The sequence below is a fragment of the Actinacidiphila sp. DG2A-62 genome (assembly GCF_035825295.1).
Classification (GTDB): Bacteria; Actinomycetota; Actinomycetes; order Streptomycetales; family Streptomycetaceae; genus Actinacidiphila.
In genome coordinates, this window is record NZ_JAYMGI010000002.1 from 5,996,695 (window position 1) to 6,023,046 (window position 26,352).

Sequence of the window (26,352 nt, forward strand, 5' to 3'; positions counted from 1 at the left end):
GACGCAGCAGAGAGGGGCATCGAGGTGAGTGAGATGACCGAGGCCGAGCGGGCCGGCGAATGGCTCATCTATCGCGGCACCGGGGAGCCCCACACGGGGATAGACGTGCTGCCCGAGCCGCCGCCCTGGCGGGACTTCGACGGCGGCCCGCTGGTCGAGCAGGGGCCCGGCCCGGACAGCTCCTCGGCCCGCAGACTCGGCGCGTACCGGCACATGGCCGAGCTGCACCGGCCCAGCCCGGAGGAGCTGGAGATGGTCAACGCGGCGCTGTACCTGCGCCGCCCGCTGCTGGTCACCGGCAGCCCCGGCACCGGCAAGAGCACCCTCGCGCACGCGGTCGCGTACGAACTGGGGCTGGGCCGGGTGCTGCACTGGCCGATCGTCAGCCGCAGCGCGCTCCAGGACGGGCTCTACCGCTACGACGCGATAGCGCGGCTGCAGGACACCCAGATCGCGGCCAACTCCGGGACCGCGCCCCCCGGCGGCATCGGCAGCTACATCCGGCTCGGCCCGCTGGGCACCGCGCTGCTGCCCACCGCCCGGCCGCGGGTGCTGCTCATCGACGAGCTGGACAAGAGCGACATCGACCTGCCCAACGACCTGCTGAACGTGATGGAGGAGGGCGAGTTCGGCATCCCGGAGCTGGAGCGGCTGGCCGAGCGCGAGCCCGAGGTCGACGTGATGACCGACGACGGCACCCGGGTGACGCTGCGCGAGGGCCGCATCCGCTGCCGTGCCTTCCCGTTCGTGGTGCTGACCAGCAACGGCGAGCGCGACTTCCCCGCGCCGCTGCTGCGCCGCTGCATCCACCTGGAGCTGGGCCGCCCCGACCACGAGCGGCTGTCCACGGTGGTGCGCGCCCACCTCGGCGAGGAGGCGGCCGCGCTCGGCGACGACCTGGTGCAGCGCTTCCTGGAGCGCTCGCGCAGCGAACTGCTCGCCACCGACCAGCTGTTGAACGCCATCTACCTCACCCACCACGCCGCGCCGCCCACCCGTTCCCGGCTCGCCGACATGCTCATCCAGCGCCTCGACCGGCCGAGGTGAGGCGGCCATGGCCGACAAGCCCGGCGCCCGCCCGGACCCGCACGAGCCGGTCGGCGACGCCGCGCCGCACCGCCCGCGGTCCGCGGACCCCCCGACCACCTCGGACCCGACTGCCCCGGACCCGACTGCCCCGGACCCGGCCGCCCCGGGCCCGGCGGCCTCCGGCGTACCGGCTCCCGGCGGCGTACCGGAGGGCGGCGACCCGCTCGCCAGCGTCGTCCGGGCGCTGACCCGGGCCGGACTCGACCCGGCCGAGACCGAGTTGGCCGACGCGCTGTGGCTGGCCCGGTGGTCGCGGCCGACCAGGCCCGCGGGCCGAGGCGAGCAGCCGGGAGCCGGCGGCTCGGACACCGGCGCCTCGCCGCCGCGCCCGAGCTACCTGCGGCCGGGGCGCGGCGACACCGACGGCGCCGGCATGCGCCTGGCGCCGCCGGCCGCGGCGCAGCCCGACGAGCGGACGGTCAGCCTCTACCCGGGCGGGCCGGGCAGCGGCGGCGGCCGGCCGCTGACCGGCGCGGTCGCGATGTCCGTCGCCGTGCCGGAGGCCGCCGCGCTGCCCGGCCTGCTCGAACTCCAGTCGGCGCTGCGCCCGTTGCAGCGCTTCCTCACCCCGGCCGGCCGCGCCGCGCGATCCTCGACGAGGCCGCGACGGCCGAACGCACCGCGGGCGCGGGCGGGTTGCTGCTGCCGGTGTTCCGCCCCGACAACCGGGCCGATGCCGCACTGCAGTTGCTGATGGACGCCTCCTCCTCGATGTTCGTGTGGGAGCGGATGCTGCGCGAACTCGCCGACGTCTTCGGTCGGCTGGGCGCGTTCCGCGAGGTGAGCGTGCACTACCTGCACGAGACGCCGTCCGGCGAACCCGCGGTCAGCGGGCGGTTCGACCCCGACCGCTCGGGCCTCGGCTCCGCCCAGCAGCTCAGCGACCCCTCCGGCCGCCGAATGACCGTGATGGTCAGCGACTGCGTGGGACCGCTGTGGCGCAGCGGACGCGCCCACCGGCTGCTGCACCGCCTGGCCGGCCACGGCCCCGTCGCGGTGCTCCAGCCGCTGCCCGCCCGGCTGTGGAACCGCACCCGGCTGCCCGTCTCGTACGGGGTGCTGCGCCGCTCGGAGGGTTTGGTGCACACCGCGCCGCTGCGGTTCTCGGCCGGCGCCGCGGGCTACCCGGCCGACCCCGAGGCGCTGCCGGTGCCGGTGATGCCGCCGACCGCGCAGGCGCTCGGCGCGTGGGCCCGGCTGCTGGCCGGCACCAGCGCGGGCGAGACGCCCGCCGCCGTCGGCTGGGTGCGCGCCGACCAACCGGCCACCCCCACCGCGCCGCGGCACACCACCGTGCCGGTGCCCGCGCTGGTCTCCCGGTTCCGCTCCGCCGCCTCGCCCGCCGCCGCCCAGCTCGCCGTCTACCTCGCCGCCGCGCCGTTGTTCCTGCCGGTGATGCAGCTCGTGCAGCGCACCATGCTGCCCGACTCGGGCCGGCGGAGCTGGCCGAGGTGCTGCTCAGCGGGCTGGTGGTGCGCGCGCAGGGCGGCGCGTACCCCAAGGCCGACGACCACCGCTGGTACCGCTTCGCCGACGGCGTGCGCGACACCCTGCTCGCCTCGCTCGGCCGCGACGAGGCGCTGCTGGTGCTCAAGCACTGCTCGGAGTACGTCGAGCAGCGGTTCGGCAAGGGCGGCCCCAACTTCCCCGCGCTCGCCATCACCCAGCTCACCGAGGGCCCCAGGGACCGGATCGCCGAGGCCGCCGTGCGCAGCGCCGTGCAGGAGGCCGCGCGCGTCTCCGGCTTCCGCGACGGCCGGGACGGCGGTCGCGACAAGAACCGGGACGGCCGCGACGACACCGGCGGCACGCTGGTCACCGAGTCGCCGCAGCCCTTCGCCGAGGTCGCCGCCCGGGTGCTGGAGCGCTTCATGCCGCTGCCGCCGGACGGCGCCCGGCCGGCGGCCTGGGCCGAGGCCGCCGTCGACCGGCCCTCCAGCGTGGTGCGCCAGGCCCGGGTGCTCGCCGCCCGGTTCGCCGACGAGGGCATGGTGCAGAATCTGCTGGACGCCGTGCAGATGCTGCGCCGGGCCGCCGCGCGGGAGCGCGTGCACGGCATGGACGCCGAGCTGTGGACCGAACTCGCCCAGCAGCTCGTCACGTTGTGGCGGCTGCGGGGCAGCCCCGACCTGTTGCGCGAGGCGCTGGAGGCCGCCGAGACCGCCGCCGCGCACCCCGGCTCGGTGCCGGCCCGCGCGGTGCGCGCCCGGGTCTACCAGGCCGCCGCCGAGGACCGCGCCCAGGCCGGCGACACCCGCGGCGCGCTGGACCTGCTGCGCCGCGCCGACCGGGAGTTCACCGCGGTGTGCGCGGCGCCCGGCCTGGAGCGCTCGGCCGTGCTCACCGCCACCCTGGAACGCGTCCAGGTGCTGGAGGACCAGTGGCAGCTGAGCGGCGACGCCGGGCTGCTGCAGGAGACGATGGGCATGATCGAGGCGTTCGCCGACTCCTGGCCGGCCGGCGAACCCCGGCCCAGCGGGCTGCCGTTGGCGCACGGACGGGCGCTGCTGCGGCTGGCCGAGGCGGCCCGCGACCGCGAGCAGGAGCAGGTCTACGCCGCGCAGGCCGCCGCCTCCTTCGAGCAGGGCCGCGACGCGCTGGTGCGCGAGCACGCCTCCCCGGAGGCCAGGACCGCGGCCGTGCTGTCGCTGACCGACGCGCTGCTGCTGGCCAGCGGCTGGCTGGCCGAGGCCCAGCACCTGGTGGACGGCGCCCTCGCCGGCACCCGGGACCGCGTGGCCCGCGCCCAGATACTGCTGCGGGCGGGGCGGATCAGGGTCGCCCGGCACACCGAGGGCGGCCCGCCCGGTGAACTGGAGGCGGCGGCCGGCCGGTTCGCCGAGGCGTGCCGGCTCACCCAGCGCGACCGGCCCGAGTACCGCGACCTGGTCGCCGAGTGGGGCGAGTCCCTGCTGGAGCGCGCCGCGCTGCCCGGCGGCGCGACCTTCGTCAACTCCGCGGTCCGGGTGCTGCGCGAGTGCCGGATGGAGACCCCCGAGGGCGATCCGCGGCTGCCCGAGCGGCTGTTGATGCTCGGGCGCGCGCTGGTGCTGCGTTACAAGGCCGAGCAGGACCTCGTCGACCTGCGCGAGGCCGAGCACGTGCTGGGCCTCGCGGTGCCGCCCACCGAGGACCCGGCGCTGCTGGCCAGGATCTGGTACGAACTGGGCGAGTCGCACCGGCTCGGCCACCCGCACGCGCGCCGCCCGGAGTGGCTGGACCAGGCGGCCGACGCGTACCGCAGGGCGGCCGAGTTCGCCGACGGCGCCGCCCGCGGCCTCGCCGACCCGGCGCCCATGGTGCGGTTGTCCGCGCTGGCGCATCATTGGCGGGGCGTGGTCTACGAGTCGGCCCGCCGCCCGCGGGCCGCCGCGGGCGCGTACCGGGCGGCACTGGCCGAGTGGCACAAGCTGCCGGGCGGCGCGGACTCGGCGGAGGCCGAGGGCTCGGCACGGCGGCTGGCGGAGCTGACGGCGGGCGGCTGAGGCGGCGGGACGGCACGGCGCGGGTGCGCGGCGGCGCACAGCGGCAGGACCCGTACACGGCGGCGGAGGGTACGGAGCGGCGCGGAGAGCACGGAGCGGTACCGGCACGGCGACGGCGGTGGAGATACGGAGGCGCGCGATGGAGCAGCAGCCCTACGGCGGGGCCGAGGAGGCCCGGCCGGACACGAAGGACACACCGGGGCCGCCCGGCACGGACGCGCCGGACCCGCGGGCTCCGGGCGACGAGGCGCGGTCGCGGGTCACGGTCGCGGGCGGGACCGGCGGCGAGGCGCGGGCCGCGGGGGCGGACGCGGGAGCGGAGGCGGACGCGGGGGCACGGGCGCCACGCGCGAACAGGCCCAGCGCAGACGTGCCCGGGACGGACCCCGCGGTGACGGACCCGGCGGCGACCGACCCCGCGGCGAAGGACCCGGCGGCGAAGGACCCGGCGGCGACGGACAGCGCGGCGACGGACCCCGCAGCGACGGACCCGGCGGCGACCGACCCCGCGGCGACGGACAGCGCAGCGACCGACCTCGCGGTGACGGACGTCGCGGCCATCGACCTGGAGACGCTGCGCACCGTCGAACACCCCGTGCTGGCCGCCCTCGTCGACGACCTGCGCCTGCGCGTCGCCGCGCCCGGCAGCGAGGCGCTCTGGGGCTTCGACAACTCCATGTAGCGCCCTGGGCGGGGCCCGGCGGACCGCCGGCCACGATCAAGCCGCCCGCCGCGACGTTACGGCCAATCCCGGCCACCGGCGTTTGCCGGAAGCCGCCCGGCGGGAACAACCGCGGGGCCGGCGGGGCGGCCCGCACGACGGGGAGGCGATACGGTGCGCGCGCAGTCCAGCGGCGGCGACGCCGTGCGATCCCTCCCCCGCCCGCGCCCGTACGGCAGTTCATCCTCAAGACGCACAGCCGCTGCAACCTCGCCTGCGCCTACTGCTATCTGTACGCCGGGCCGGACCACGGCTGGCGGGACCGGCCGCGCGCGGCCGGCGGGGCGGTGCTGCGGCGCACCGCGCGGCGCATCGCCGAGCACGTGCGCGCGCACGACCTGCGCGAGGTGGCCGTCGTGCTGCACGGCGGCGAGCCGCTGCTGTCCGGTGCGGCGCGACTGGCCGCGGACGTCGAGGTGATCCGCGCCGCGCTGCCGCCCGGCCGCACCCTGCACGCGAGCGTGCAGACCAACGCCACGCTGCTGGACGCGCCCGGCGCCCGGCTGCTGCGCGACGCCGGCGTCAGGATCGGCGTCAGCCTGGACGGCGGGCTGGCCGGGCACAACACCGCGCGCGTCGACCACGCCGGCCGCCCCTCCTGGCCGGCCGCCGCCGCCGGGCTCCGGGCGCTCGCCGCGACCGCCCCCGAGGCGTACGCGGGCGTGCTGTGCGTGGTGGACCTGCGGCACGACCCGCTGGAGGTCTACGACTCGCTGCTGGCGCTGCGCCCGCCCGCGATCGACCTGCTGCTGCCGCACGGCAACTGGACCGCGCCGCCGCCCGGCCTGCCCGCCCGGCCCGGGGACCGTCCGCCGTACGGGACGTGGCTCGCCGCCGTCTTCGACCGCTGGTGGGACGCGCCGCGGCGGGAGACCCGGGTGCGGCTGTTCGAGGAGTGCGTCGCGCTGCTGCTCGGTCTGCCCGCCGCCACCGAGCGGCTCGGACTCCAGCCGTTCACCGCCGTCGTGGTGGAGACCGACGGCTCGATCGAGCAGGTCGACTCGCTGAAGTCGGCCTACGAGGGCGCCGCCGCGACCGGCCTCGACGTCTTCCGGCACAGCTTCGACGACGCGCTCGCGCACCCCGGGATCGCCGCCCGGCAGGCGGGCCTGGCGGGGCTCTGCGCGACCTGCCGCGCCTGCCCGCTGGTCGGCGTCTGCGGCGGCGGCCACTACGCCCACCGCTACCGCGCGCCGGCCTGTCGGCCACCCGTCGGTGTACTGCGCCGACCTCGCCCACCTCATCCGCCACATCGGCGGCCGACTCGCCGCGGCGACCGGCGGCACCGGCCCGCCCCACCGAGACGTTCCCCGGGAGACCCACCGGTGAAGCCCACCACCACCCCCACGACGCGGACCGCGGCCCCCACCGCGGACGCGGCCGCCGCCCCCACCGCGGACCCGGCCGGGACCACGCCGGCCGGGTCGGCCGCGCTCGCCGCGCTCACCGCGCGGCCGGCAGGCCTGGACGGCGCGCTGCCCTCGCTCGGCCGCACCGGCGGCAGCCCGGAGGCGCTCGCCCTGCTCGTCGCCCACGAGCACCGCCGCCGGCTGCTCACGCTGCGCGCGCTGCTCGACGCGGTCCGCACCGCGCCCGCCGGCACGCTCCCGCAGGGCGCGCCCGAACGGGTGCTGCGCGACTGGCGGCTGCTGGAGCGCGCCGAGCGCGCCGACCAGGAGGCGGCCCGCCGCCTGGTGCACTACTCCCTGGTGGGCGCCTGGGCCGAGCACTGCCTGCGCGCGCTCGCCCGGCCGGGGCAGGCCGGCCGGGCCGCCGCCGAACTGCCCTACCTGGGCGCCATCTCCGCCGCCGCCGCGCTCCGCGCGGGGCTGCGCTTCGATGCCGAGGTGCCGGTCCGCGACGGCGTCCTGACGCTGCCCACCCTGGGCCGGTACGCCGTCGCGCCCGGCCGGCCCGGGCCCGCCGCCGCCCGGCCCGGCCCGCCCCACCGCGTCCGGGTGACCGGCGACGGCGGCCGGCTGCTGCTCCACCTGGAGGCGTGGGCGCCGGAGTACGCGGCGGCGGCGCACGACGGCACGGCGCCTCCCGGCGACCGCACGCCGCCGAACGCCTCGGCCCCGTCCGCCGCTTCCCCCTCCGCCGCCTCCGCTCCCGGTCCCGCCTCCGCTCCCGGTCCCGCCGCCGCCCCCGCGGTCGGAGCCGCCGTCGGAGCCGCGGCCGCAACCGCCGCCGTGGCCGCCTCCGCCGACCCGGCCGCAGCCGGGCCCGACCCCGCCCCCGCCCGGAGCCGCCCCCCGCGCCGCACCGTCGAGATCCGCCGCGGACCCGACGGCGTATGGCGTTCGGCCGACGAGAACTGGCGGCCGGTGCGCGCCCTGCACGCCCCCGACCGCACACCGGTGCTGATCGACGACGCCGACCCGTACCGCGACGACGACGGGCACAGCGGTCCGTACGCGCTGGCCGCCCTGGACCGGCTGGACGACGCCGGGCACGCGCGGTGGCGCACCGCGTGGCAGGACGCCCAGCCGTGGCTGCGGCTCGGCGACGGCGCCCGGGCCCGCGAGACCGCCGCGCTGCTCGACGCGTTCGTGCCGCTCGGCGGCTCGCCCACCGCGCAGTGCAGCGCCACCAAGCACGACGCGTTCGGCGCGCTGCTGACCACCGTGCCGCGCTCCGGCGTGGAGCTGGCCGCCACGCTGGTGCACGAGCTCCAGCACGCCAAGCTGCTCGCCCTGTCCGGCGTCACCCCGCTGCACACCGCGGGCGACCGGGCCGTCTACTGGGCCCCCTGGCGGCGCGACCCGCGGCCCTTCGACGGCCTCCTCCAGGGCGCCTACGCCCACCTCGCGCTCGCCGACTTCCACCTCGCCGTCGCCACGGCCACCGCGGACCCGGCGGTGCGCGACACCGCGTGGGCCGACCACTGCCGCTGCCGCCAGCAGGTCGGGGCCGCCCTGCCGCAGCTCCAGGGCTCCAGCCGGCTGACCCCGCACGGCCGCGCGCTGATCGGCGCCATGAGCGCCCACCACGCCCGGATGCAGCTGCACCGCCCGCCCGAGGGACACCTGGCCCGCGCCACCGCCTACGTGGAGACCGCCCGGGCCCTGTGGGACAAGCAGCGCGCCCGCGCGACCGGCCCCGCGGCCCCCGGCCGCTGATCCCGCACGACCGGCCCCGCGGCCCCCGGCCGCTGATCCCGCACCCCCCGCCCGCCCCGCACGGCGGTCCCCGCAACCGCCCGCCGCCCTCTGCTCGTCACCCCCCGTGAGCAGGAGGAAACCGCGCCGCGAAACGTGTGACCGTGCGTCAGCGGGGGATCAACCAGTGTAGTTTCGGGCGCAGATCTCTCTGAGGTTTCGTCAGTACGTCACGCGCGCAGCGAGGGAGTCGGTCGTATGGCCGGAGGGCGGAACACCGCGGCAGCGGCATCCGGGCGGGGGCCCGTGACCATAAGCTTCGCCGGCTACAACCGCGCCTGGGCGGCCTGGATCGCGCACCGCCTGGAGCGCCAGGGCCACCAGGTGCGCATGCAGCGCTGGGACCTCAACCCCGGCGACAGCATCGAGCAGGGCTACCGCGACCTGCTGCTCGCCGACGGCCTGGTGCTGGTCGTGCTCAGCGAGTGGTACTTCCGGCTGGGCAACCGCAGCCACGACGAGTGGAACGCGGTGCTGCGTGAGATCGTGCCGCCCAACGCCGACCGGTTCGCCGCCGTCTCGGTCACCCCCGCCGCGCTGCCCAGCGCCGTCGCCTCGATGGGCGCCGCCGACCTGTGGGGCCTGGGCGCCGCCGAGGCCGAGCGCCGGCTGCTGTCCCGGCTCGGCATCGCGTCCCCCCGCTCCGCCACCGCCGCCGGCAACTCCGACACCCTCGGCGGCGGCGGTCCGCGCTTCCCGCTGGAGCAGCCCGCGGTGTGGGGCGGCGTGCCCCGGCGCAACACCCGCTTCACCGGCCGCGAGTCGCTCCTCGGCGACCTCCACCAGCAACTCCTGCAGGCCGAGCCCGGCGCGGGCGTCGCCGCCCTGCACGGCCTGTCCGGCGTCGGCAAGACGCAGATCGCCACCGAGTACGTCTACCGCTTCGGCCCCGAGTACGACGCGGTGTGGTGGGTGCGCGCCAGCGAGCGCGGCACCCTGCGCGAGAAGCTCGCCGGCCTGGCCCCGGCGCTCGGCCTGGTTACCGGCCGCGAGTACGGCGAGCGGCTGCGCGCGGTGCGCGACGCGCTGCGCCGCGGCGACCCGTACTTCCGCTGGCTGGTGGTCCTCGACGGCGCCGACCAGCCCGACGAGATCCACGACCTGGTGCCGTCCGGACCCGGCCATGTGCTGATCACCTCGCAGAACCGCGACTGGGGCGAGCACAACAGCTCGCTGATCGAGGTGCCGGTCTACGACCGCGACGAGTCGGTGGCCTTCATCCGCCGGCGCGCCCCCCGGCTGGACGACCAGGACGCCGACAAGCTCGCCGAGGCCCTCGGCGACCTCGCGCTCGCCCTGGACCAGAACGCCGGCGCGCTCAACGACTCCACCATGCCGGTCGACGACTACATCGCGCTGCTCCAGCGCGGCGCCGTGGAACCCGGCCTGAAGGTCGCCGCCGACTTCCAGATGACCTACTACACGGCCTTCTCGATACTCCTCAACCGCCTGCGCGAGGACAAGCAGGAGGCCGTCGACCTGCTGCGGCTGTGCGTGTTCTTCGCACCCGGCCCGATCCCGGTGCGGCTGCTGCGCGACCTGACCATCCGGGACGTGCCCGAGCAGCTCGCCGCGCTGCTGGACGACCCGCTGCTGTGGAACGCGGCGATCGGCAAGCTCACCCAGTGGTCGGTGATCCAGTCCGACCCGCAGGAGATCATCTCCGACGAGTCGCCGGGCTCCACCGAGGTCGTCCAGATGCACCGGCTGGTCTACCAGGCGGTCCGCGCCGACATGGGCGAGCAGGAGCGGGCGACGTACTCCCGCGTGGTGCGCAAGCTGCTGGCCGCCGCCGACCCCGGCCGCCCCACCGACACCCGGCTGTGGCCCCGCTACGCCGAGATCGTCCCGCACCTGGAGGCGTCCGGCGCGCTGGAGAGCACCAACCCGGAGATCCAGGTGACGGTGCTCAACTGCCTCAACTACCTCTACCTGTCGGGGGAGTACCGCACCGGTCTGCGGATCGCCGCGCTCACCGAGGAGGGCTGGAACCGGGCGCTGGAACCCGGCGACCCGCGCCGCTTCGACCTGGCCCACCACCGGGCCAACCTGATGCGCGCCACCGGCGACTACGTGGCCACCGAGGCCCTGGACCGCTCGGTCTACGAGCGGCTGCGCGCCGAACGCGGCAACGACGACCTGCTGTCCATCCGCGCCGCCGGCAGCCTGTCCGCCGACCTGCGCGCGCTGGGCCGCTACGACGAGGCGCTGGAGCTGGCCGACTTCGCCCGCCGGGCGTACGCCCAGCTGGTCGGCGAGAACGACTTCCGCACCCTCAGCGCCCAGAACAACATCGCGCTCGCGCTGCGCCTGCTCGGCCGCTACCAGGAGGCCCTGGAGCTGGACCAGCAGACCATGGAGACCCGGCGCGAGCTCTTCCGCGACCGCAACAACTGGACGCTCAGCTCGGAGAACAGCTACGCCCAGGACCTGCGCCTGCTCGGCCGCTACGAGCAGGCCATCTCGGTCCAGGAGCGCAACTGCGAGGTGCACCGCACGGTGATGGGCGCGGACAACCCGCAGACGCTGCGCGCCGAGCACAACCTCGCGCTGTGCTACCAGCGCGGCGGCGACCGGCCGCGGGCCGGCCTGCTGATGAGCCGGCTGCTGGAGCGCTGCCAGCGGGTGCTCGGCGACACCGAGCCGCTGACCGTGGGCGTCACGGTGACGCTGTCCACCTACGAGCGCGAGCACGGCGACCTCGACCGGGCCCGGGAGCTGGGCGAGTTCGCGCTGCACCACTATCGGTCCCGGTTCGGGGACGCGCACCCGTACACCGCGGGCACCCTCGCCAACCACGGCCTGGTGCTCCGGGCGGCCGGCGAGCGCCAGCAGTCCCAGATCCAGGTCGAGGCCGCGCTGACCGCGATGACCGCGGCGGTCGGCCCGGACCACCCCTGGACGCTGGGCTGCGCGCTGAACGCCGCGGCGGCCCGCAACTTCGCCGGCGACCCGGAGAGCGCGGTCGAGCTGAGCCGGATCACCGCGGACACCGCGGCGGCCACCCTCGGCAAGGACCACCCGCTGACGCTCTCGGCACGGATCGCGCTGGCCACCGACATGCGGAACCTGCGCAGGCGCCAGGAGGCCGACAAGATCGAGGAGGAGACGCTCGCCGCACTGGCCGACCGGCTCGGCGCCCAGCACCCCCACACCGTCTCCGCCCGCGCCCGCACCCGCCCGTACTGGGACTTCGAGCCCTTCACCACCTGAGCGGACGCCGCTCCGCCCGTCACCACGGCCGCGGACGAAAGAACCGGCCGGGGCCCGTACCGCGAAGGTACGGGCCCCGGCCGGTTCCGCGGCGTCAGGCGGCCGGAACCGCCCCGGGCGGCCGGCTCAGATCTCGAAGACCTCGGTGACCAGCTGCTCCTGCTCGGCCTGGTGGCGCTTGGCGGAGCCCACCGCGGGGGAGGAGGAGGCCGGGCGGGACACCCGGCGCAGCCGGTCGGCGTTGTCGGGCGCCGCGCCGAGCACCAGGTCGAGGTGGTCGATCAGGTTGAGCGCGATGAACGGCCACGCGCCCTGGTTGGCCGGCTCCTCCTGGGCCCAGACGAACTTCTGCGCCTTGGTGTACGGGGCCAGCGCCTCCTGGATCTCCGCGCCGGGCAGCGGGTAGAGCCGCTCGATGCGGATCAGCGCCACATCGTGCGCCCCGCGCCGCTCCCGCTCGGCGACCAGGTCGTAGTAGACCTTGCCAGTGCAGAAGACGACCTTGCGGACCGCCTCCGGCTGCACCGACGTGTCGCCGATGACCGGCTGGAACTGCCCGCTGGTGAAGTCCTCGGCCTTGGAGGCCGCGGCCTTCAGCCGGAGCATCGACTTCGGGGTGAAGACGATCAGCGGCTTGTGGTGCGGGTTGTGCACCTGCCAGCGCAGCAGGTGGAAGTAGTTCGCCGGAGTGGTCGGGAAGGCCACCGTCATGTTGTTCTGCGCGCACAGCTGGAGGTAGCGCTCGATCCGGGCCGAGGAGTGGTCCGGGCCCTGGCCCTCGTAGCCGTGCGGCAGCAGCAGCACCACGCCGGAGGTCTGGCCCCACTTCTGCTCGGCCGCCGAGATGTACTCGTCGATGATCGAGGACGCGCCGTTGGCGAAGTCGCCGAACTGCGCCTCCCACATCACCAGCGCGTCGGGGCGGGCCAGCGAGTAGCCGTACTCGAAGCCCATCGCCGCGTACTCGCTGAGCAGCGAGTCGTAGACGTTGTAGTGGGCCTGGTCCTCCGACAGGTACAGCAGCGGGGTGTAGTCCTCGCCGGTGACCCGGTCGATGAGCACCGCGTGCCGCTGGCCGAAGGTGCCGCGGCGGGAGTCCTGGCCGGCCAGCCGGACCGGGGTGCCCTCCAGCAGCAGCGAGCCGATCGCCAGGGTCTCGCCCATGCCCCAGTCGATGGTGCCGTCCTCGACCATCGCCATCCGCCGCTGCAGCTGCGGCAGCAGCCGGGGGTGCACGGTGAAGGAGTCGGGGAGGTTCACCTGCGAGGCCGCGATCCGCTTGACCACCTCGGTGGAGACCGCGGTCGGCACGGCCACCGGGAACTGCGGCTGGTTGTCCTGCGAGGGCGACTCGGCCGGCGCCGACGCCGCCTCGCGCACCTCGGTGAAGACCTTCTCCAGCTGGCCCTGGTAGTCCTGCAGGGCCTGCTCGGCCTCCTCCAGGGTGATGTCGCCGCGGCCGATCAGCGACTCGGTGTAGAGCTTGCGCACCGAGCGCTTCTTGTCGATCAGGTCGTACATCAGCGGCTGGGTGAACGCCGGGTTGTCCGACTCGTTGTGCCCGCGGCGGCGGTAGCAGATCAGGTCGATCACGACGTCCTTGTTGAACGCCTGCCGGAACTCGAAGGCCAGCCGCGCCACGCGGACCACGGCCTCCGGGTCGTCGCCGTTGACGTGGAAGATCGGCGCCTCGATCATCCGGGCCACGTCGGTGCTGTACATCGAGGACCGCGCGGACTCCGGGGCGGCGGTGAAGCCGACCTGGTTGTTGATCACCACGTGCACGGTGCCGCCGGTGCGGTAGCCGCGCAGCTGCGACATGTTCAGCGTCTCGGCGACCACGCCCTGGCCGGCGAACGCCGCGTCGCCGTGCAGCGCGACCGGCAGCACGGTGAAGTCGGTGCCGCCCTTGTTGATCACGTCCTGCTTGGCCCGCGCGATGCCCTCGATGACCGGGTCGACGGTCTCCAGGTGCGAGGGGTTGGCGGCCAGCGACACCCGGATCTGCTCGCCGTCCAGACCGGTGAAGGTGCCCTCGGCGCCCAGGTGGTACTTCACGTCGCCGGAGCCGTGCATCGACTTCGGGTCGAGGTTGCCCTCGAACTCGCGGAAGATCTGCGCGTACGACTTGCCGACGATGTTCGCCAGCACGTTCAGCCGGCCGCGGTGGGCCATGCCGATGATGACCTCGTCCAGCCGGGACTCGGCCGCCGCGTCCAGCACCGCGTCCAGCAGCGGGATGACGGACTCGCCGCCCTCCAGCGAGAAGCGCTTCTGGCCGACGTACTTGGTCTGCAGGAAGGTCTCGAACGCCTCGGCCGCGTTCAGCCGGCGCAGGATGCGCAGCTGCTCCTCGCGCTCGGGCTTGGCGTGCGGGCGCTCGATCCGGTCCTGGATCCACTTGCGCTGCTTGGGGTCCTGGATGTGCATGAACTCGACGCCCACCGTGCGGCAGTACGAGTCGCGCAGCACACCGAGGATGTCGCGCAGCTTCATCAGGGACTTGCCGGCGAAGCCGCCGACGGCGAACTCCCGCTCCAGGTCCCACAGGGTCAGCCCGTGCTCCAGCACGTCCAGGTCGGGGTGCTTGCGCTGGCGGTACTCCAGCGGGTCGGTGTCGGCCATCACATGGCCGCGCACCCGGTAGGAGTGGATCAGCTCGAAGACCCGCGCGGCCTTGGTGACGTCGTCCTCGTGGCCGGTGTCGATGTCGGTGCGCCAGCGGACCGGCTCGTAGGGGATGCGCAGCGCGGCGAAGATGTCGTCGAAGAAGTCGTTCTCGCCGAGCAGCAGCTGGTTCATGATCCGCAGGAACTCGCCGGAGGCGGCGCCCTGGATCACCCGGTGGTCGTAGGTGCTGGTCAGCGTCATGACCTTGGAGATGCCCAGCTTGTTCAGGGTGTCCTGGGAGGTGCCCTGGAACTCGGCCGGGTAGTCCATCGAGCCGACGCCGAGGATCATCGACTGGCCGGGCATCAGCCGCGGCACCGAGTGCACGGTGCCCAGGCCCCCGGGGTTGGTCAGCGACGCGGTGACGCCGGTGAAGTCGTCCATCGTCAGCTTGCCGCTGCGGGCCCGGCGGACGATGTCCTCGTACGCCTGCCAGAACTCGAAGAAGTTCAGCGTCTCGGCCTGCTTGATGGCGGCGACGACGAGCTGGCGGTCGCCGTTGGGCTTGACCAGGTCGATGGCCAGGCCCAGGTTGACGTGGTCGGGCTTGACCAGCGTCGGCTTGCCGTCCTTCTCGTCGTAGTGCCAGTTCATCGACGGCATGGCCTTCAGCGCCTGGACCATCGCGTAGCCGATGACGTGGGTGAAGGAGACCTTGCCGCCGCGGGCGCGCTTGAGGTGGTTGTTGATGACGATGCGGTTGTCGAACAGCAGCTTCACCGGGATCGCGCGGACCGAGGTGGCGGTCGGCAGCTCCAGCGAGGCGTTCATGTTCTTGGCCACGGCGGCGGCCGGGCCGCGCAGCGGCACGTACTCGGTGGCCGCGGGCTCGGCGGGGCCGGACGCGGCGGGCTTGGCGGCGGCGGGCTTGGCAGCGGGCTTCGCGGGCGCGGCGGCGGGCGCGGGCTGCGCGGCGGCGGGCTTGGCCGGCGCGGGCTGCGCGGGCGCTGCGGGGGCCTGGGCGGCGGGTGCGGCCTGGGCGGCCGCGGCCGGCTGCGCGGGGGCGGCGGCGGGCGCCGGCGTGGCGGCGGCCGGTGCCGCGGGGGCTGCCGGGGCGGTGGCCTGCGGCGCCGGGACGACCGGCGCGGCGGCGGCGGGAGCGGCGGCCTGGGCGGCCGCGGGACCCGCGGCCTGCACGGCGCGCTTCGCGGCGCCCGAGGCGCCGCCCTCACCCGCGGGCGCGGCCGGGGCGGCCGAGCCGTCCGGCTTGTAGTCCGCGAAGAAGTCCCACCAGGCTCGGTCTACCGAGTTCGGGTCCTGGAGGTACTGCTGGTAGATCTCGTCGACGAGCCACTCGTTCGGGCCGAAACCCGCAGCGGGGCCATCGCCCGGCGCGTCCTGTTCGGTCGAGACACTAGAGCTATTGGGGGACTGTGGCGACACGGCGGTAACCGCCCTCTTCCGCTTCACAAGATGGTGGACAGCGGGAATAAAGGCTACGCCTACCGGACCCCTTCCCGCAGGCCCGGGGCCCAGGCGTCGCGTACGTCACACCGAAGATGCGGTTTCAGGGCCGTGTTTGGCGGGAAAGTGGTCCCTCTTATGGGTTGCCCGGCGACGAGGGCCGGGGATCGCCCGCCGGCTCCGCCGGTTCCGTCCGCGGCTGCTTCGGCAGCTGCGGACGCCCCGGCAGCGTGACGTGCATGCGGCAGCCGCGCGGCGACTCGGCGACCTCGATGCGGCCGCCGTGCAGGTCCACCGCCCAGCGCGCGATCGCCAGGCCCAGGCCGGTACCGCCGTCGCGGCCCGGGTGGGAGCCGCGGTGGAAGCGCTCGAAGACCCGGCCGCGGTCGGCCTCGGGGATGCCCGGGCCCTCGTCGCGCACCTCCAGGTCCAGGCTGCCGGGCTCCGGGCCGCCGCGGGCCCGCACCGTGACCCGGCCGCCGGGCGGGCTGTGCTTGACCGCGTTGTCGACCAGGTTGGCGACCACCTGGTGCAGCCGCTCGCCGTCGGCGTACGCGGTCAGCTCCGGCGGCCGGACGTCCAGGTGCAGGTGCACGTCGGCGCGCGGGCGCGAGCGCGACCCGGTGGCCTTGGTGCTCTCCATGCCCAGGCTCGCGGTCTTCAGCACCGCCGACAGGTACGGCCACACCTCGAACCGCTTGGCGTCCAGTCGCACCGCGCCGCTGTCCAGCCGGGACAGGTCGAGCAGCTGGCCGACCAGCTTGCCCAGCCGCTCGGTCTGCCGCAGCGCCAGCCGCATGGTCTCCGGGTCCGCCGCGGACACCCCGTCCACGACGTTCTCCAGCACCGCGCGCAGCGCCGCGATCGGCGTCTTCAGCTCGTGTGAGACATTCGCCACCAGTTCCTTGCGGTGCCGGTCGACGGCGTCCAGGTCGGCCGCCATCCGGTTGAACGTCTCGGCCAGCTCGCCGACCTCGTCGCGGCGCACCCGGGCCACCCGGCGGCTGTAGTCGCCGCCGGCCATCGCCCGCGCCACCGCCGTCATCTCCCGGATCGGCGCGGTCAGCCCGGTCGCCATGATCTGGGTGATCAGCAGGCAGGCGATGATCGAGAAGATGGTGATGACGCGGATCTCGGTCGCCGAGTGGATGGCGACGATCACCAGCAGTGTGGTGATGCCCACCGAGAGCAGCACCAGGCCCTGCATCGCGGCCTTGATCGACCGCAGCGGGTCCCACGGCCGCAGCGCCTCCCACGCCCGGCGCCGCCACCCGGTCACCGCGCGGCCCCCGCTGCTGCGTCCCCTCCGGTCATGCCCGGCATCCTGCCAGCCTCACGGGGCGGGCGTCTCCAGCGCGTAGCCGACGCCGTGCACGGTGCGGATGCGCTCGGCGCCGATCTTCCGCCGCAGGGCCTTGACGTGGCTGTCGACCGTGCGGGTGCCGGACGCGTCGGCCCAGTCCCACACCTCGGCCAGCAGTTGCTCGCGGGAGAGCACCGCGCGCGGCTGCTGCGCCAGGCACACCAGCAATTCGAACTCGGTCGGCGTCAGGTGCACGTCGGAGCCCCTGACCCGGACCCGGCGCTGGGCGTGGTCGATCTCCAGGTCGCCGAGCTGGATGCTGGCGCCGCGCGGGCTGTGCGCGGCCGCCGCGGCCCGCTCCACCCGGCGCAGCAGCACGTGCACCCGGGCGGCCAGCTCGCGCATCGAGAACGGCTTGGTCATGTAGTCGTCGGCGCCGACGCCCAGGCCGACCAGCATGTCCGTCTCGTCGTCACGGGCGGTGAGCATCAGCACCGACACCGGCCGGTCGGCCTGCACCCTGCGGCAGACCTCCAGGCCGTCGTACCCGGGCAGCATCACGTCCAGGACCAGCAGGTCGGGCTGCCAGGCGTGGGCCGCGTCCACCGCGGAGGGGCCGTCGCCCGCCGTCCGCACCTGGAACCCCTCGGCCTGCAGCCGGGCGGCGATCGCCTGCCCTATCGTCTGGTCGTCCTCGACCACCAGCACCCGGCGCTGCGCACCGGCCGTCTGCGTGCTGTCCACGTCCGCCCCACAAGGTCGTCACAATTACCGGCAGCGTACGGGGCGGGCCGCTGCCCTGACTATGACGCCTTCACGCCGTGACGCCATCGTGCATCAGCCCCTGAGGCCGATGTGGACCACGTCGGGCACCCCGCGCGAGACCGGGACGCGCGTGCTGCGCACCCCGGTGAACCCCGCTTCCCGCAGCGCCTTCTCGAACGCGGCCGAGGGCTGCGCGGACCACACGGCGAGCACGCCGCCCGGTTCGAGCCGCTCCCGGCAGGCGTCAAGGCCGCTGGGGCTGTAGAGACTGCCGTTGTTCTCGGTTACTGTCCAGTCAGGTCCGTTGTCGATGTCCAGGCACAGGGCGTGGTAGCGGCGTCCGCCGGCCCGCATCCACTCCACCAGGTCCTCGCGGACCACCCGCACCCGGGGGTCGTCCAGCGCGTGCGCGGAGTACGCCGCCAGCGGCCCCGCGGTGTGCCACCGCACCACCGCGGCCTCCCGCTCGACCACCGCGATCTCGCCCCAGCGCGGCTCGGCCGCCGCCCTGGCCAGCGAGAAGCCCACGCCGAGGCCGCCGATCAGCACGCTCAGTCCGGACCTGCCCGGCTCGCGCGCGTCCAGCGCGGCCAGCGCCTCGTCCACCAGCAGGCGCTCAGAGCGGCCGTCGGAGGTGTCCATCAGGAAGCAGCCGTTGGCGATGATCTCGTAGTGCTCGCCGTTCCTGCGCAGCACCACCTCGCCGTACGGCCCCTCCCGCCGGTCCAGCACGACGGGCGCGGGCGCGGGGCTCGGGACGGGCGGCATGCGCCCATTGTGGCCGAGCCGCCGCGGCGGCCCGTGCCCGCCCCCCGCCTGGGCGCACCGCCCCGCCGCGGAGCCGGACCGGGTGATCGCTGTGGGCGAACACGGGTGCGGGAACACCGTGCCGGGGTGATGAGTTGAGTCAGGCGTACTCAACTTGCTTGCTTAGGGAGCGATCATGGCGTTTGAGCCGCAGAGTTCCAACCTCACCCTCCCCGTTCTCCCCCTGGACGACGAGGTCGTCCTGCCCGGCATGGTCGTGCCCCTCGACCTCACCGACACCGAGGTCCGCGCCGCCGTCGACGCCGCGCGCAGCGCTGCCACCGGCGGCGAGAAGCCGCGGGTGCTGCTGGTGCCGCGGATCGACGGCGAGTACGCCGGCATCGGCACGCTCGGCACCGTCGAGCAGGTCGGCCGCCTCTCCGACGGCGACCCCGGCGCGGTCATCCGCGGGCGTTCCCGGGTGCGCATCGGCGCCGGCACCACCGGCCCCGGCGGCGCGCTGTGGGTCGAGGGCGCCGTCGTCGAGGAGCCCGCGCCCACCGAGGCGCCCGGCACGATCGCCGAGCTGATGAAGGAGTACAAGGCCCTGGCCGCCGGCTGGCTGCGCAAGCGCGGCGCCTGGCAGGTCGTGGACCGGGTGCAGCAGATCGACGACCCGGGCCAGCTGGCCGACAACTCCGGCTACTCGCCGTTCCTCACCACCGAGCAGCGCATCGAGCTGCTGGAGACCGCCGACCCGGTCGCCCGGCTGCGGCTGGCCGTGCAGCGGCTCAAGGACCACCTGGCCGAGCAGGACGTCGCCGAGACGATCCGCAAGGACGTCCAGGAGGGCATGGAGAAGCAGCAGCGCGAGTTCCTGCTGCGCCAGCAGCTCGAAGCCGTCCGCAAGGAGCTGGCCGAGCTGAACGGCGACCCGGAGAACGAGAGCGAGGACTACCGCGCCCGCGTCGAGGCCGCCGACCTGCCGGAGAAGGTCAGGGAGGCCGCCCTGAAGGAGGTCGAGAAGCTGGAGCGCGCCTCCGACGCCTCGCCCGAGGGCTCTTGGATCAGGACCTGGCTGGACACCGTCCTCGAACTGCCGTGGAACACCACCACCGAGGACACCTACGACGTGGCCGGCGCCCGGGCGGTGCTGGACGCCGACCACGCGGGCCTGGACGACGTGAAGGAGCGCATCACCGAGTACCTGGCGGTGCGCAAGCGCCGGGCCGAGCGCGGCCTCGGCGTGGTCGGCGGGCGCCGCGGGGGCGCGGTGCTGGCCCTGGTCGGCCCGCCCGGCGTCGGCAAGACGTCCCTGGGCGAGTCGGTGGCCCGCGCGATGGGCCGCACCTTCGTGCGGGTCGCGCTCGGCGGCGTCCGCGACGAGGCGGAGATCCGCGGCCACCGCAGGACCTACGTGGGCGCGCTGCCCGGCCGGATCGTCCGCGCCATCAAGGAGGCCGGGTCGATGAACCCGGTGGTGCTGCTCGACGAGGTCGACAAGGTCGGCTCGGACTACCGCGGCGACCCCGCCGCCGCGCTGCTCGAAGTCCTCGACCCGGCGCAGAACCACACCTTCCGCGACCACTACCTGGAGGTCGAGCTCGACCTGTCCGACGTGGTGTTCCTGGCCACGGCGAACGTCCTGGAGGCCATCCCCGAGCCGCTGCTCGACCGGATGGAGCTGGTCAGGCTCGACGGCTACACCGAGGACGAGAAGGTCGTCATCGCCCGCGACCACCTGCTGCCCCGGCAACTGGAGCGGGCCGGCCTGGAGCCCGGCGAGGTGACCGTCGAGGAGGGCGCGTTCCGCAAGCTGGCCGGCGAGTACACCCGCGAGGCCGGGGTGCGGAATCTGGAGCGGACCATCGCGCGGATCCTGCGCAAGGTCGCCGCGCGGCACGAACTGGGCGAGCAGGAGCTGCCGTTCACCGTCGGCCCGCAGGAGCTGCGGGCGCTGATCGGCCGGCCGCACCACGTGCCGGAGTCCGCGCAGGACCCGGAGGAGCGGCGCACCGCGGTGCCGGGCGTCGCCACCGGGCTCGCGGTCACCGGCGCGGGCGGCGACGTGCTGTACATCGAGGCGTCGCTGGCCGACCCGGAGACCGGCGGCTCGGGCCTGCAGCTCACCGGCCAGCTGGGCGACGTGATGAAGGAGTCCGCGCAGATCGCGCTGTCCTTCCTGCGCTCGCACGGCGCCGAGCTGGAGCTGCCGGTCGGCGATCTGAAGGACCGCGGCGTGCACCTGCACGTGCCGGCGGGCGCGGTGCCCAAGGACGGGCCGAGCGCGGGCGTCACCATGACCACCGCGCTGGCCTCCCTGCTCTCCGGCCGTCGGGTCCGCACGGATGTGGCGATGACCGGCGAGGTGTCGCTGACCGGGCGGGTGCTGCCGATCGGCGGCGTCAAGCAGAAGCTGCTGGCCGCGCACCGCGCGGGCGTCACCACCGTGGTGATCCCCAAGCGGAACGAGCCCGACCTGGACGACGTCCCCGCCGAGATCCTCGACGCGCTCGACGTCCACGCGGTCGGCGACGTGCGCCAGGTGCTGGCGCTGGCCCTGGAGCCGGCCGCGTCCGGGGCCGAGGTCCCGCTGGCCGCGTAGCGCGCGGCCCGCGCGGGTGCCTCCCGGCCGCACGGCCGGGAGGCACCCGCGGTCCGGGCGGCCGGGGTCACCCCAGAGCGAGCGCCTGGAGCCGGGAGAGGTCGCCGTTGAAGCGGTCCTGGTCGCCGGGGAAGGTGCCGGAGTCCGCGAACTGCCAGAAGGTCTGGTAGCTGTAGCCCGCCGGGAGGGTGCCCGGGCTGGTGCTGTACCTGGCGATCCAGAACGGGCTGGTGGTGGCGAAGCCGGAGTTGTTGCCGGTGCAGGTCGACCACCAGTCGTAGGTCGAGTAGATCACCGGGTACACGCCCTCGCGCGCGTGGTACTCGTTGGCGAACGCGTGGATCCAGCTGACCATGCTCGCCTGGCTCAGGCCGTAGCAGGTCGCGCCGTACGGGTTGTACTCGATGTCCAGCGCGCCCGGCAGCGTCTTGCCGTCCGCCGACCAGCCGCCGCCGTGGGCGATGAAGTAGTCCGCCTGCGTCGCGCCGCCGGAGGTGTCGGGCGTCGCGAAGTGGTACGAGCCGCGGATCATGCCCACGTTGTACGAGCCGTTGTACTGCTGGGCGAAGTACGGGTTGGTGTACGACGTGCTCTCGGTGGCCTTGACGTAGGCGAACTTGGCGCCGTTGGCCCACGCCGTGGACCACGCGACGTTGCCCTGGTAGCCGGAGACGTCCATGCCGGGGGTCTGGGTGGCCAGCGGGGTCACCACCGTCGAGCCGGAGCCGGCGGAGGAGCCCTCGTGGGCGCGTACCGTCGAGCCCATCCAGTCGAGTTCGGGGTGGGTGACGTGGTTCGTGCCCGGGGTGGTCGCGGTGGGGGAGGTGGCCGCGCTCGCAGAACCGGGTGCGGCGACGACGAGGCCGAGCAGGGCGAGGAAGAGACCGGCCAGCAGTGCCAGCCTGGTCCGGGCCGAGCCGGGGGTACCGTGCACGACGGAGTGGCCTCCGTGAGACATGCGTGCCTCCAGGTGGGGGTGGTTCGGCAGATGGCCGGGGGGAGATGAGATGGCCATGACAGGAGCGAAGGTACGGACGCGCCCCACCCGGGGAAAGAGCCCCTGGAAACGCCTTTGGTCTACGCCTGCGAAATACTTGACGTGCTGCGGAAACCACCGTGGGTGAAGAAAACTTTCAGGCGTTGAAAGCAGGGGACACTGTGGCGCATGGCAACACCCCCGCGGCGGAGGCGCGTTCGGACGTGTGCGAGCCGGCGGACGCGGACGCCGGCGCGACCGGCGCGATGGACGCGCTGGAGCGCGAGCTGACCGTGCTGTTCCGCCGGGCCCGCTCGGTCTCCGGCGAACTGGCCCGCCAGGTGCACCCGGAGTTGGAGCCGGCCGCGTACGGCCTGCTGCTGCGGCTGGAGGAGGTCGAGCCGGAGCGGGCCACCGACCTCGCCGCGTACTTCGGCGTCGGCAAGGCCACGATGAGCCGCCAGTTGCGCGCGCTGGAGACGCTCGGGCTCGTCGCCCGCGACCAGGACCCGGCGGACGGGCGCGCGTTCCTCATGCGCCTGACCGACGAGGGCCGCGAGCGCTTCTCCCGGGTGCGCCGGGCCCGCCGCGAGAGCTACCTCGCGCAGCTGCGGGCCTGGGACCGCGCGGAGATCGCGGAGCTGTCCCGGCTGCTGCACAAGCTCAACGAGGTGTAGGCCGGCGGGGCGCGGCGGCGGCCGGGCGCGGCTCACAGCTCCACGAGGACCGCGGTCGCGTCGTCGCGGGGCTTGCCGCGGGGGACCGCGACGCCCTGCGGGTCGGCGTCCTCCAGCGCCCGGACCCGGGCGATCAGCGCGTCCGGGCCGGCCTTGCGGAGCAGCGCGAACGTGTCGGCCCAGTCGTCCGCGCCGAACACCTCGACGGCGCGGGCCGCGCCGTCGGTCAGCGCGGCCAGGGCGCGGACCGACGCGCGCGGGGTGCGGCCGGTGACCGCGCGGGCGGCGACCGCGGGGTCCGCGGCGGCGGTGAAGAAGCCGCCCTCGACGTTGCGCAGCGGCGCGACGCGCACGCCTCGGGCACGCAGCCGGTCGATCCGGTCGTCCAGGACGGCGGTCACGGTGCCGGCCCGGTCGGCGGACTCCAGCAGCAGGACCGAGTCGGAGAGCACGAGGTGCTCGACCCACCGCGCGTCCCAGCGGGCCCCGACCACCGTGGCCTGCGGAGTCAGCCGGTGAGAAAGATCACAGGTGGCGCTGTGGGCGGCGGCGGTCTCGGCGATCGCCCGCGCGAGGCAGTCCGCGAGGGGGAGGTCGCGGCGGAGCCGGCGAGGCCGAGCAGCGTGCTGCCCAGCCGCGCGCTGAACCACGCGACGCCGTGCCGGCACCCGTTCTCCCCGTCCGGCGGCGGCGTCACCCCGTCCAGCACGACGACGGCGCCGCCGGCTCCCGCCGGGCCGACCCCGTGCACCGCCACCCCGGCGAAGTCCTCGTTCGCCACGTCGGCGCGTCCCGCTTGGCTCCCCACGTCGATCCGCATCCCCCCAGTCTCCCCCGTCGCCCCGGCGCCGCCCCGCGGCCCCGCCCGACGTGACGCTCGGCGTCGGGTGGGCGCGTACCTGGGGGGCTCGACGCCCGGCGTCGGGTGGGCGCACCTGCGGGGAGCTGGAGAAAGGGGGGTTTGGGGGGATCAGCGTCAGCGCATATTCACTCGTTCGAGTGTCACCACCCACCACACCTGGCCCGCGCCGGAGGCGCCCTGCCAGGGTCGGAGCGACTCTGCCCGGCAGAAGACCTGAATGCGAGCCGACCTTGCGTGAACGGAACGCACTCCGTCGAGTCCGCCGCGCCCGGCGGCTCCGGCACCGGATGCTCGGCGCGCTGCTGATCTGCACCGCCGCCGTACTCGCCGCCGCGGCCCCCGGCGTCGCGCTCGCCGCGGGCGACCTCTCCGCCGCGCGGGACCGGGCCGGCTCCGCCGCCACCGCCGCGCGCGCGATCGTCCTCGCCCAGACCCTCGCCGACGAGCGCGACACCCTCGCCGCCTACGCCGCCGCCGGCCGCGGCAAGGACGCCGGACCCGGACTCGCCCCCGCCGACCGGGCCCGCGCCGACCGTCAACTCGCCGACGTACGCCCCACCGCACCCGCCGACGTCCGCACCTCGCTCGCCACGCTGGACTCCGTACGCGAGCAGGCCCTCACCGGCGACGGCCCGCCCGCCGCGGTGATCGCCGCGTACCAGCCGCTCGTCGACGCGCTCGGGCGGCTGGCCGGGCCGGCGACCGCGCCGCTCGACCGGGCCGCCGACGCCGCCGCCGCGCAGCGCGGCTACCTGGTCGCCGCGCTCACCGCAGACGGCACCCAGCGCTCCCTGGTCGCCGCCGCGCAGTCCGCCGGGCTCCAGGAGCGGGCCGCCCTCGCGGAGTTCCGCGCCGTCGCGCCGGCCGCGTTGCGCGCCCGCTACGACCAGACCGTCACCGGCGCGGACGTCGCGCGGGCCGACCACGACCTGGACCGGCTGCTCGCCGACGGCGAACTCACCCCCGAGGACCGGGACATGTCCGCCTCCTCGGTCGACACCGCGCTGACCGCCCGGCTCGCGCTGGTGCGCAGCGTCGTGGCCTCCGCGGCCACCGACGAGGCGCAGGCCGCCGCGGCCGACCGCGACCACCGCGTCACCGTGCTCGAACTGCGCGTCGCCCTCGCCGTGTTGTGCGCCGCGCTGCTGGTCGGCGTGCTGGTCGACCTGTTCCGCGGCATCAACCGCCCGCTGGCCGCGCTGCACCGCTGGTCCCGCGCCGACCCCGACAGCGGGCAGGGCGCGCAGGTGATCGGCGCGGACGAGTTCGCCGCGGTGGCCCGGCGGATCAACGCGCTCACCCACGAGGCGCAGGCGCTGCGCGGCCGGGTGCACGAGGTCACCGCCGAGCGCACCGCCGCGGCCGAGGCCGGCACCGCCCTCGCCGCCGAGCGCGAGGGCCTGCTGCGCAGCCGCGAGGACCTCGCGCGCAGCCGCGACGAGATCGCCGCCCGCCTCGCCGCGGCCGCCGCGCGCAACGCCCAGCAGATCACCTACGTCAACCTCTCGCTGCGCACCCTCGGCCTGGTCGAACGCCAACTCGCCCTGATCGAGAGCCTGGAGGGCGACGAGGAGGACCCGGACCGGCTGGCCGTGCTGTTCCGCCTCGACCACCTCGCCACCCGGATGCGGCGCAACAGCGAGAACCTCCTCGTGCTCACCGGCACCGAGCACAGCCACGGCGCCACCGCCACCCCGGTCCCGCTGATCGACGTGGCCCGCGCCGCGGTCTCCGAGATCGAGGCGTACGAGCGGGTGGTGGTCGGCCCGCTTCCCGAGGCGCTGGTGGCCGGCCGCGCCGCCGACGACATCAGCCACCTCGTCGCCGAACTCCTGGACAACGCCGCCGCGTTCTCCGCGCCCGGCGCCGAAGTCCGGGTCGGCGCGACGGTGTCGGCCGACGGCGAGGTGCTGCTGTGCGTCGACGACACCGGGCTCGGCGTGCCGGGCAGCCGCCTCGACGCGCTCAACGCGGTGCTGGCCGACCCCGATCCGACGCCTCCCGGCGCGGTCTCCGGCATGGGGCTCTACGTGGTCGCGCGGCTCGCCCACCGGCACGCCGTCCGCGTCCACCTGGCGCCGCGGGCCGGCGGCGGCACCACCGCGGTGGTCGTCCTGCCGCGCCTGCTCATCCCCTCGACGGGCCCGGACGCCACGACCGCGGGGCCGGTACGGACCGCTGACCCGGTGCCGACCGCCGGTCCCGTACCGACCGCCCATCACGTGGTGGCCACGGGCCCCGTGACGACCCCGGCTTCCGCGACGACTCCGGCTTCCGCGACGACCCCGGCTCGCGGACAGGCCATGGACCCGGCGGCGCCGACCGCCGCCCCCGCGATCTCCACCGGACCCGCGGCTGCCGCGAACCCCCTCGCCGCGCCCGCGCCCCGGCGCGGACCCGTACGACCCGCCGCGCCCGCGCCACGCTCCGTTCCCCCGCCTCCGCTGTTCCGTCCGCCGGTCCCGCTCCCGCCGCCGGGCCGCCGCTGACCGCACTGCCGCGGCGCAGGCCGCTCGGCGGCGGCGCGGTGCCCGGCGGTCCGGGGCAGCAGCGCCGTGCCACGCCCGTCGACCCGGAGGCGCTGCGGCGCACCCTCGGCGGCCTGCAGCGCGGCCTGGCCGCGGGCCGCCGCGACGCGGAACGCGAAACGGCCGGTGGAACCGGCCCCTTCGGC

Annotated in this window: 13 protein-coding genes and 3 pseudogenes; 10 read left to right on the top strand and 6 right to left on the bottom strand. The window is 75.4% G+C overall.

All coding sequences use genetic code 11. The features are described 5' to 3' along the window. Positions 1-33: 33 nt before the first annotated feature. The 7 genes and pseudogenes from VSR01_RS26970 to fxsT all read left to right on the top strand — a co-directional run bounded on the left by VSR01_RS26970 (position 34) and on the right by fxsT (position 11,669). Positions 34-1,047: a MoxR family ATPase gene (locus VSR01_RS26970; protein WP_326453841.1), complete on the top strand. Its 1,014-nt coding sequence runs from the start codon at positions 34-36 to the stop codon at positions 1,045-1,047. Between the two features lie 288 nt (positions 1,048-1,335). After that, a pseudogene (locus VSR01_RS37960) lies at positions 1,336-2,466 on the top strand (SAV_2336 N-terminal domain-related protein); the annotation flags it as partial. Between the two features lie 74 nt (positions 2,467-2,540). Next, on the top strand, positions 2,541-4,574 hold the full coding sequence (locus VSR01_RS26985; RefSeq protein ID WP_326451695.1) for a hypothetical protein: 2,034 nt from the start codon (positions 2,541-2,543) through the stop codon (positions 4,572-4,574). A gap of 139 nt (positions 4,575-4,713) precedes the next feature. Then, positions 4,714-5,256 carry an FxSxx-COOH cyclophane-containing RiPP peptide gene (gene fxsA, locus VSR01_RS26990; protein ID WP_326451696.1) on the top strand — a complete coding sequence of 181 codons (543 nt, stop codon included), beginning with the start codon at positions 4,714-4,716 and terminating at the stop codon, positions 5,254-5,256. Positions 5,257-5,444: 188 nt separating this feature from the next. Then, positions 5,445-6,624 (top strand): annotated as a pseudogene (locus VSR01_RS26995) (FxsB family cyclophane-forming radical SAM/SPASM peptide maturase). A 1,031-nt stretch (positions 6,625-7,655) separates the two neighbouring features. Next, positions 7,656-8,417, top strand: a complete 762-nt coding sequence (locus tag VSR01_RS27000) for an aKG-HExxH-type peptide beta-hydroxylase (protein ID WP_326453842.1) — start codon at positions 7,656-7,658, stop codon at positions 8,415-8,417. Positions 8,418-8,654: 237 nt separating this feature from the next. Then, entirely contained in the window at positions 8,655-11,669 is a 3,015-nt protein-coding gene (gene fxsT, locus VSR01_RS27005) for an FxSxx-COOH system tetratricopeptide repeat protein (protein ID WP_326451697.1), read from the top strand. A 126-nt stretch (positions 11,670-11,795) separates the two neighbouring features. On the opposite strand, the gene VSR01_RS27010 is transcribed toward fxsT, so the two are convergent. The 4 genes from VSR01_RS27010 to VSR01_RS27025 all read right to left on the bottom strand — a co-directional run bounded on the left by VSR01_RS27010 (position 11,796) and on the right by VSR01_RS27025 (position 18,579). Continuing rightward, the gene (locus VSR01_RS27010) at positions 11,796-15,722 is read right to left on the bottom strand and encodes a multifunctional oxoglutarate decarboxylase/oxoglutarate dehydrogenase thiamine pyrophosphate-binding subunit/dihydrolipoyllysine-residue succinyltransferase subunit (protein ID WP_442785554.1); all 3,927 of its coding nucleotides are present in this window, start codon (positions 15,720-15,722) and stop codon (positions 11,796-11,798) included. Positions 15,723-15,879: 157 nt separating this feature from the next. Then, positions 15,880-17,022 (bottom strand): sensor histidine kinase, encoded by a 1,143-nt coding sequence (locus VSR01_RS27015; protein WP_326451698.1) that lies wholly within the window; start codon positions 17,020-17,022, stop codon positions 15,880-15,882. 54 nt (positions 17,023-17,076) lie between these two features. After that, on the bottom strand, positions 17,077-17,790 hold the full coding sequence (locus VSR01_RS27020) for a response regulator transcription factor (RefSeq protein WP_326451699.1): 714 nt from the start codon (positions 17,788-17,790) through the stop codon (positions 17,077-17,079). Positions 17,791-17,883: 93 nt separating this feature from the next. Next, positions 17,884-18,579, bottom strand: a complete 696-nt coding sequence (locus VSR01_RS27025; RefSeq protein WP_326451700.1) for a spermidine synthase — start codon at positions 18,577-18,579, stop codon at positions 17,884-17,886. A 175-nt stretch (positions 18,580-18,754) separates the two neighbouring features. On the opposite strand from VSR01_RS27025, the gene lon reads away from it, so the two are divergent. Continuing rightward, on the top strand, positions 18,755-21,163 hold the full coding sequence (gene lon / locus VSR01_RS27030) for an endopeptidase La (RefSeq protein WP_326451701.1): 2,409 nt from the start codon (positions 18,755-18,757) through the stop codon (positions 21,161-21,163). A 67-nt stretch (positions 21,164-21,230) separates the two neighbouring features. On the opposite strand, the gene VSR01_RS27035 is transcribed toward lon, so the two are convergent. Further along, complete coding sequence (locus VSR01_RS27035; protein ID WP_326451702.1) at positions 21,231-22,121, bottom strand: lysozyme; 891 nt, start codon at positions 22,119-22,121, stop codon at positions 21,231-21,233. A gap of 284 nt (positions 22,122-22,405) precedes the next feature. Between VSR01_RS27035 and VSR01_RS27040 the strand changes: the two genes are divergently transcribed. Then, entirely contained in the window at positions 22,406-22,816 is a 411-nt protein-coding gene (locus tag VSR01_RS27040; RefSeq protein ID WP_326453843.1) for a MarR family winged helix-turn-helix transcriptional regulator, read from the top strand. Between the two features lie 32 nt (positions 22,817-22,848). Here the strand turns inward: VSR01_RS27040 and VSR01_RS27045 are convergent. Continuing rightward, positions 22,849-23,636: pseudogene (locus VSR01_RS27045) on the bottom strand (hypothetical protein). Positions 23,637-23,965: 329 nt separating this feature from the next. Here VSR01_RS27045 and VSR01_RS27050 point away from each other — a divergent pair. Further along, the gene (locus VSR01_RS27050; protein ID WP_326451703.1) at positions 23,966-26,167 is read left to right on the top strand and encodes a sensor histidine kinase; all 2,202 of its coding nucleotides are present in this window, start codon (positions 23,966-23,968) and stop codon (positions 26,165-26,167) included. Positions 26,168-26,352: the final 185 nt, after the last annotated feature.

What these genes read in the sequence shown, in the direction of transcription:
- VSR01_RS26970 (WP_326453841.1), top strand. Translation starts at nt 34, where the DNA reads ATGACCGAGGCCGAGCGGGCCGGCGAATGGCTCATCTATCGCGGCACC.
- fxsA (WP_326451696.1), top strand. Translation starts at nt 4,714, where the DNA reads ATGGAGCAGCAGCCCTACGGCGGGGCCGAGGAGGCCCGGCCGGACACG.
- fxsT (WP_326451697.1), top strand. Translation starts at nt 8,655, where the DNA reads ATGGCCGGAGGGCGGAACACCGCGGCAGCGGCATCCGGGCGGGGGCCC.
- VSR01_RS27025 (WP_326451700.1), bottom strand. Translation starts at nt 18,579, where the DNA reads ATGCCGCCCGTCCCGAGCCCCGCGCCCGCGCCCGTCGTGCTGGACCGG.
- lon (WP_326451701.1), top strand. Translation starts at nt 18,755, where the DNA reads ATGGCGTTTGAGCCGCAGAGTTCCAACCTCACCCTCCCCGTTCTCCCC.
- VSR01_RS27035 (WP_326451702.1), bottom strand. Translation starts at nt 22,121, where the DNA reads ATGTCTCACGGAGGCCACTCCGTCGTGCACGGTACCCCCGGCTCGGCC.
- VSR01_RS27040 (WP_326453843.1), top strand. Translation starts at nt 22,406, where the DNA reads ATGGACGCGCTGGAGCGCGAGCTGACCGTGCTGTTCCGCCGGGCCCGC.
- VSR01_RS27050 (WP_326451703.1), top strand. Translation starts at nt 23,966, where the DNA reads ATGCTCGGCGCGCTGCTGATCTGCACCGCCGCCGTACTCGCCGCCGCG.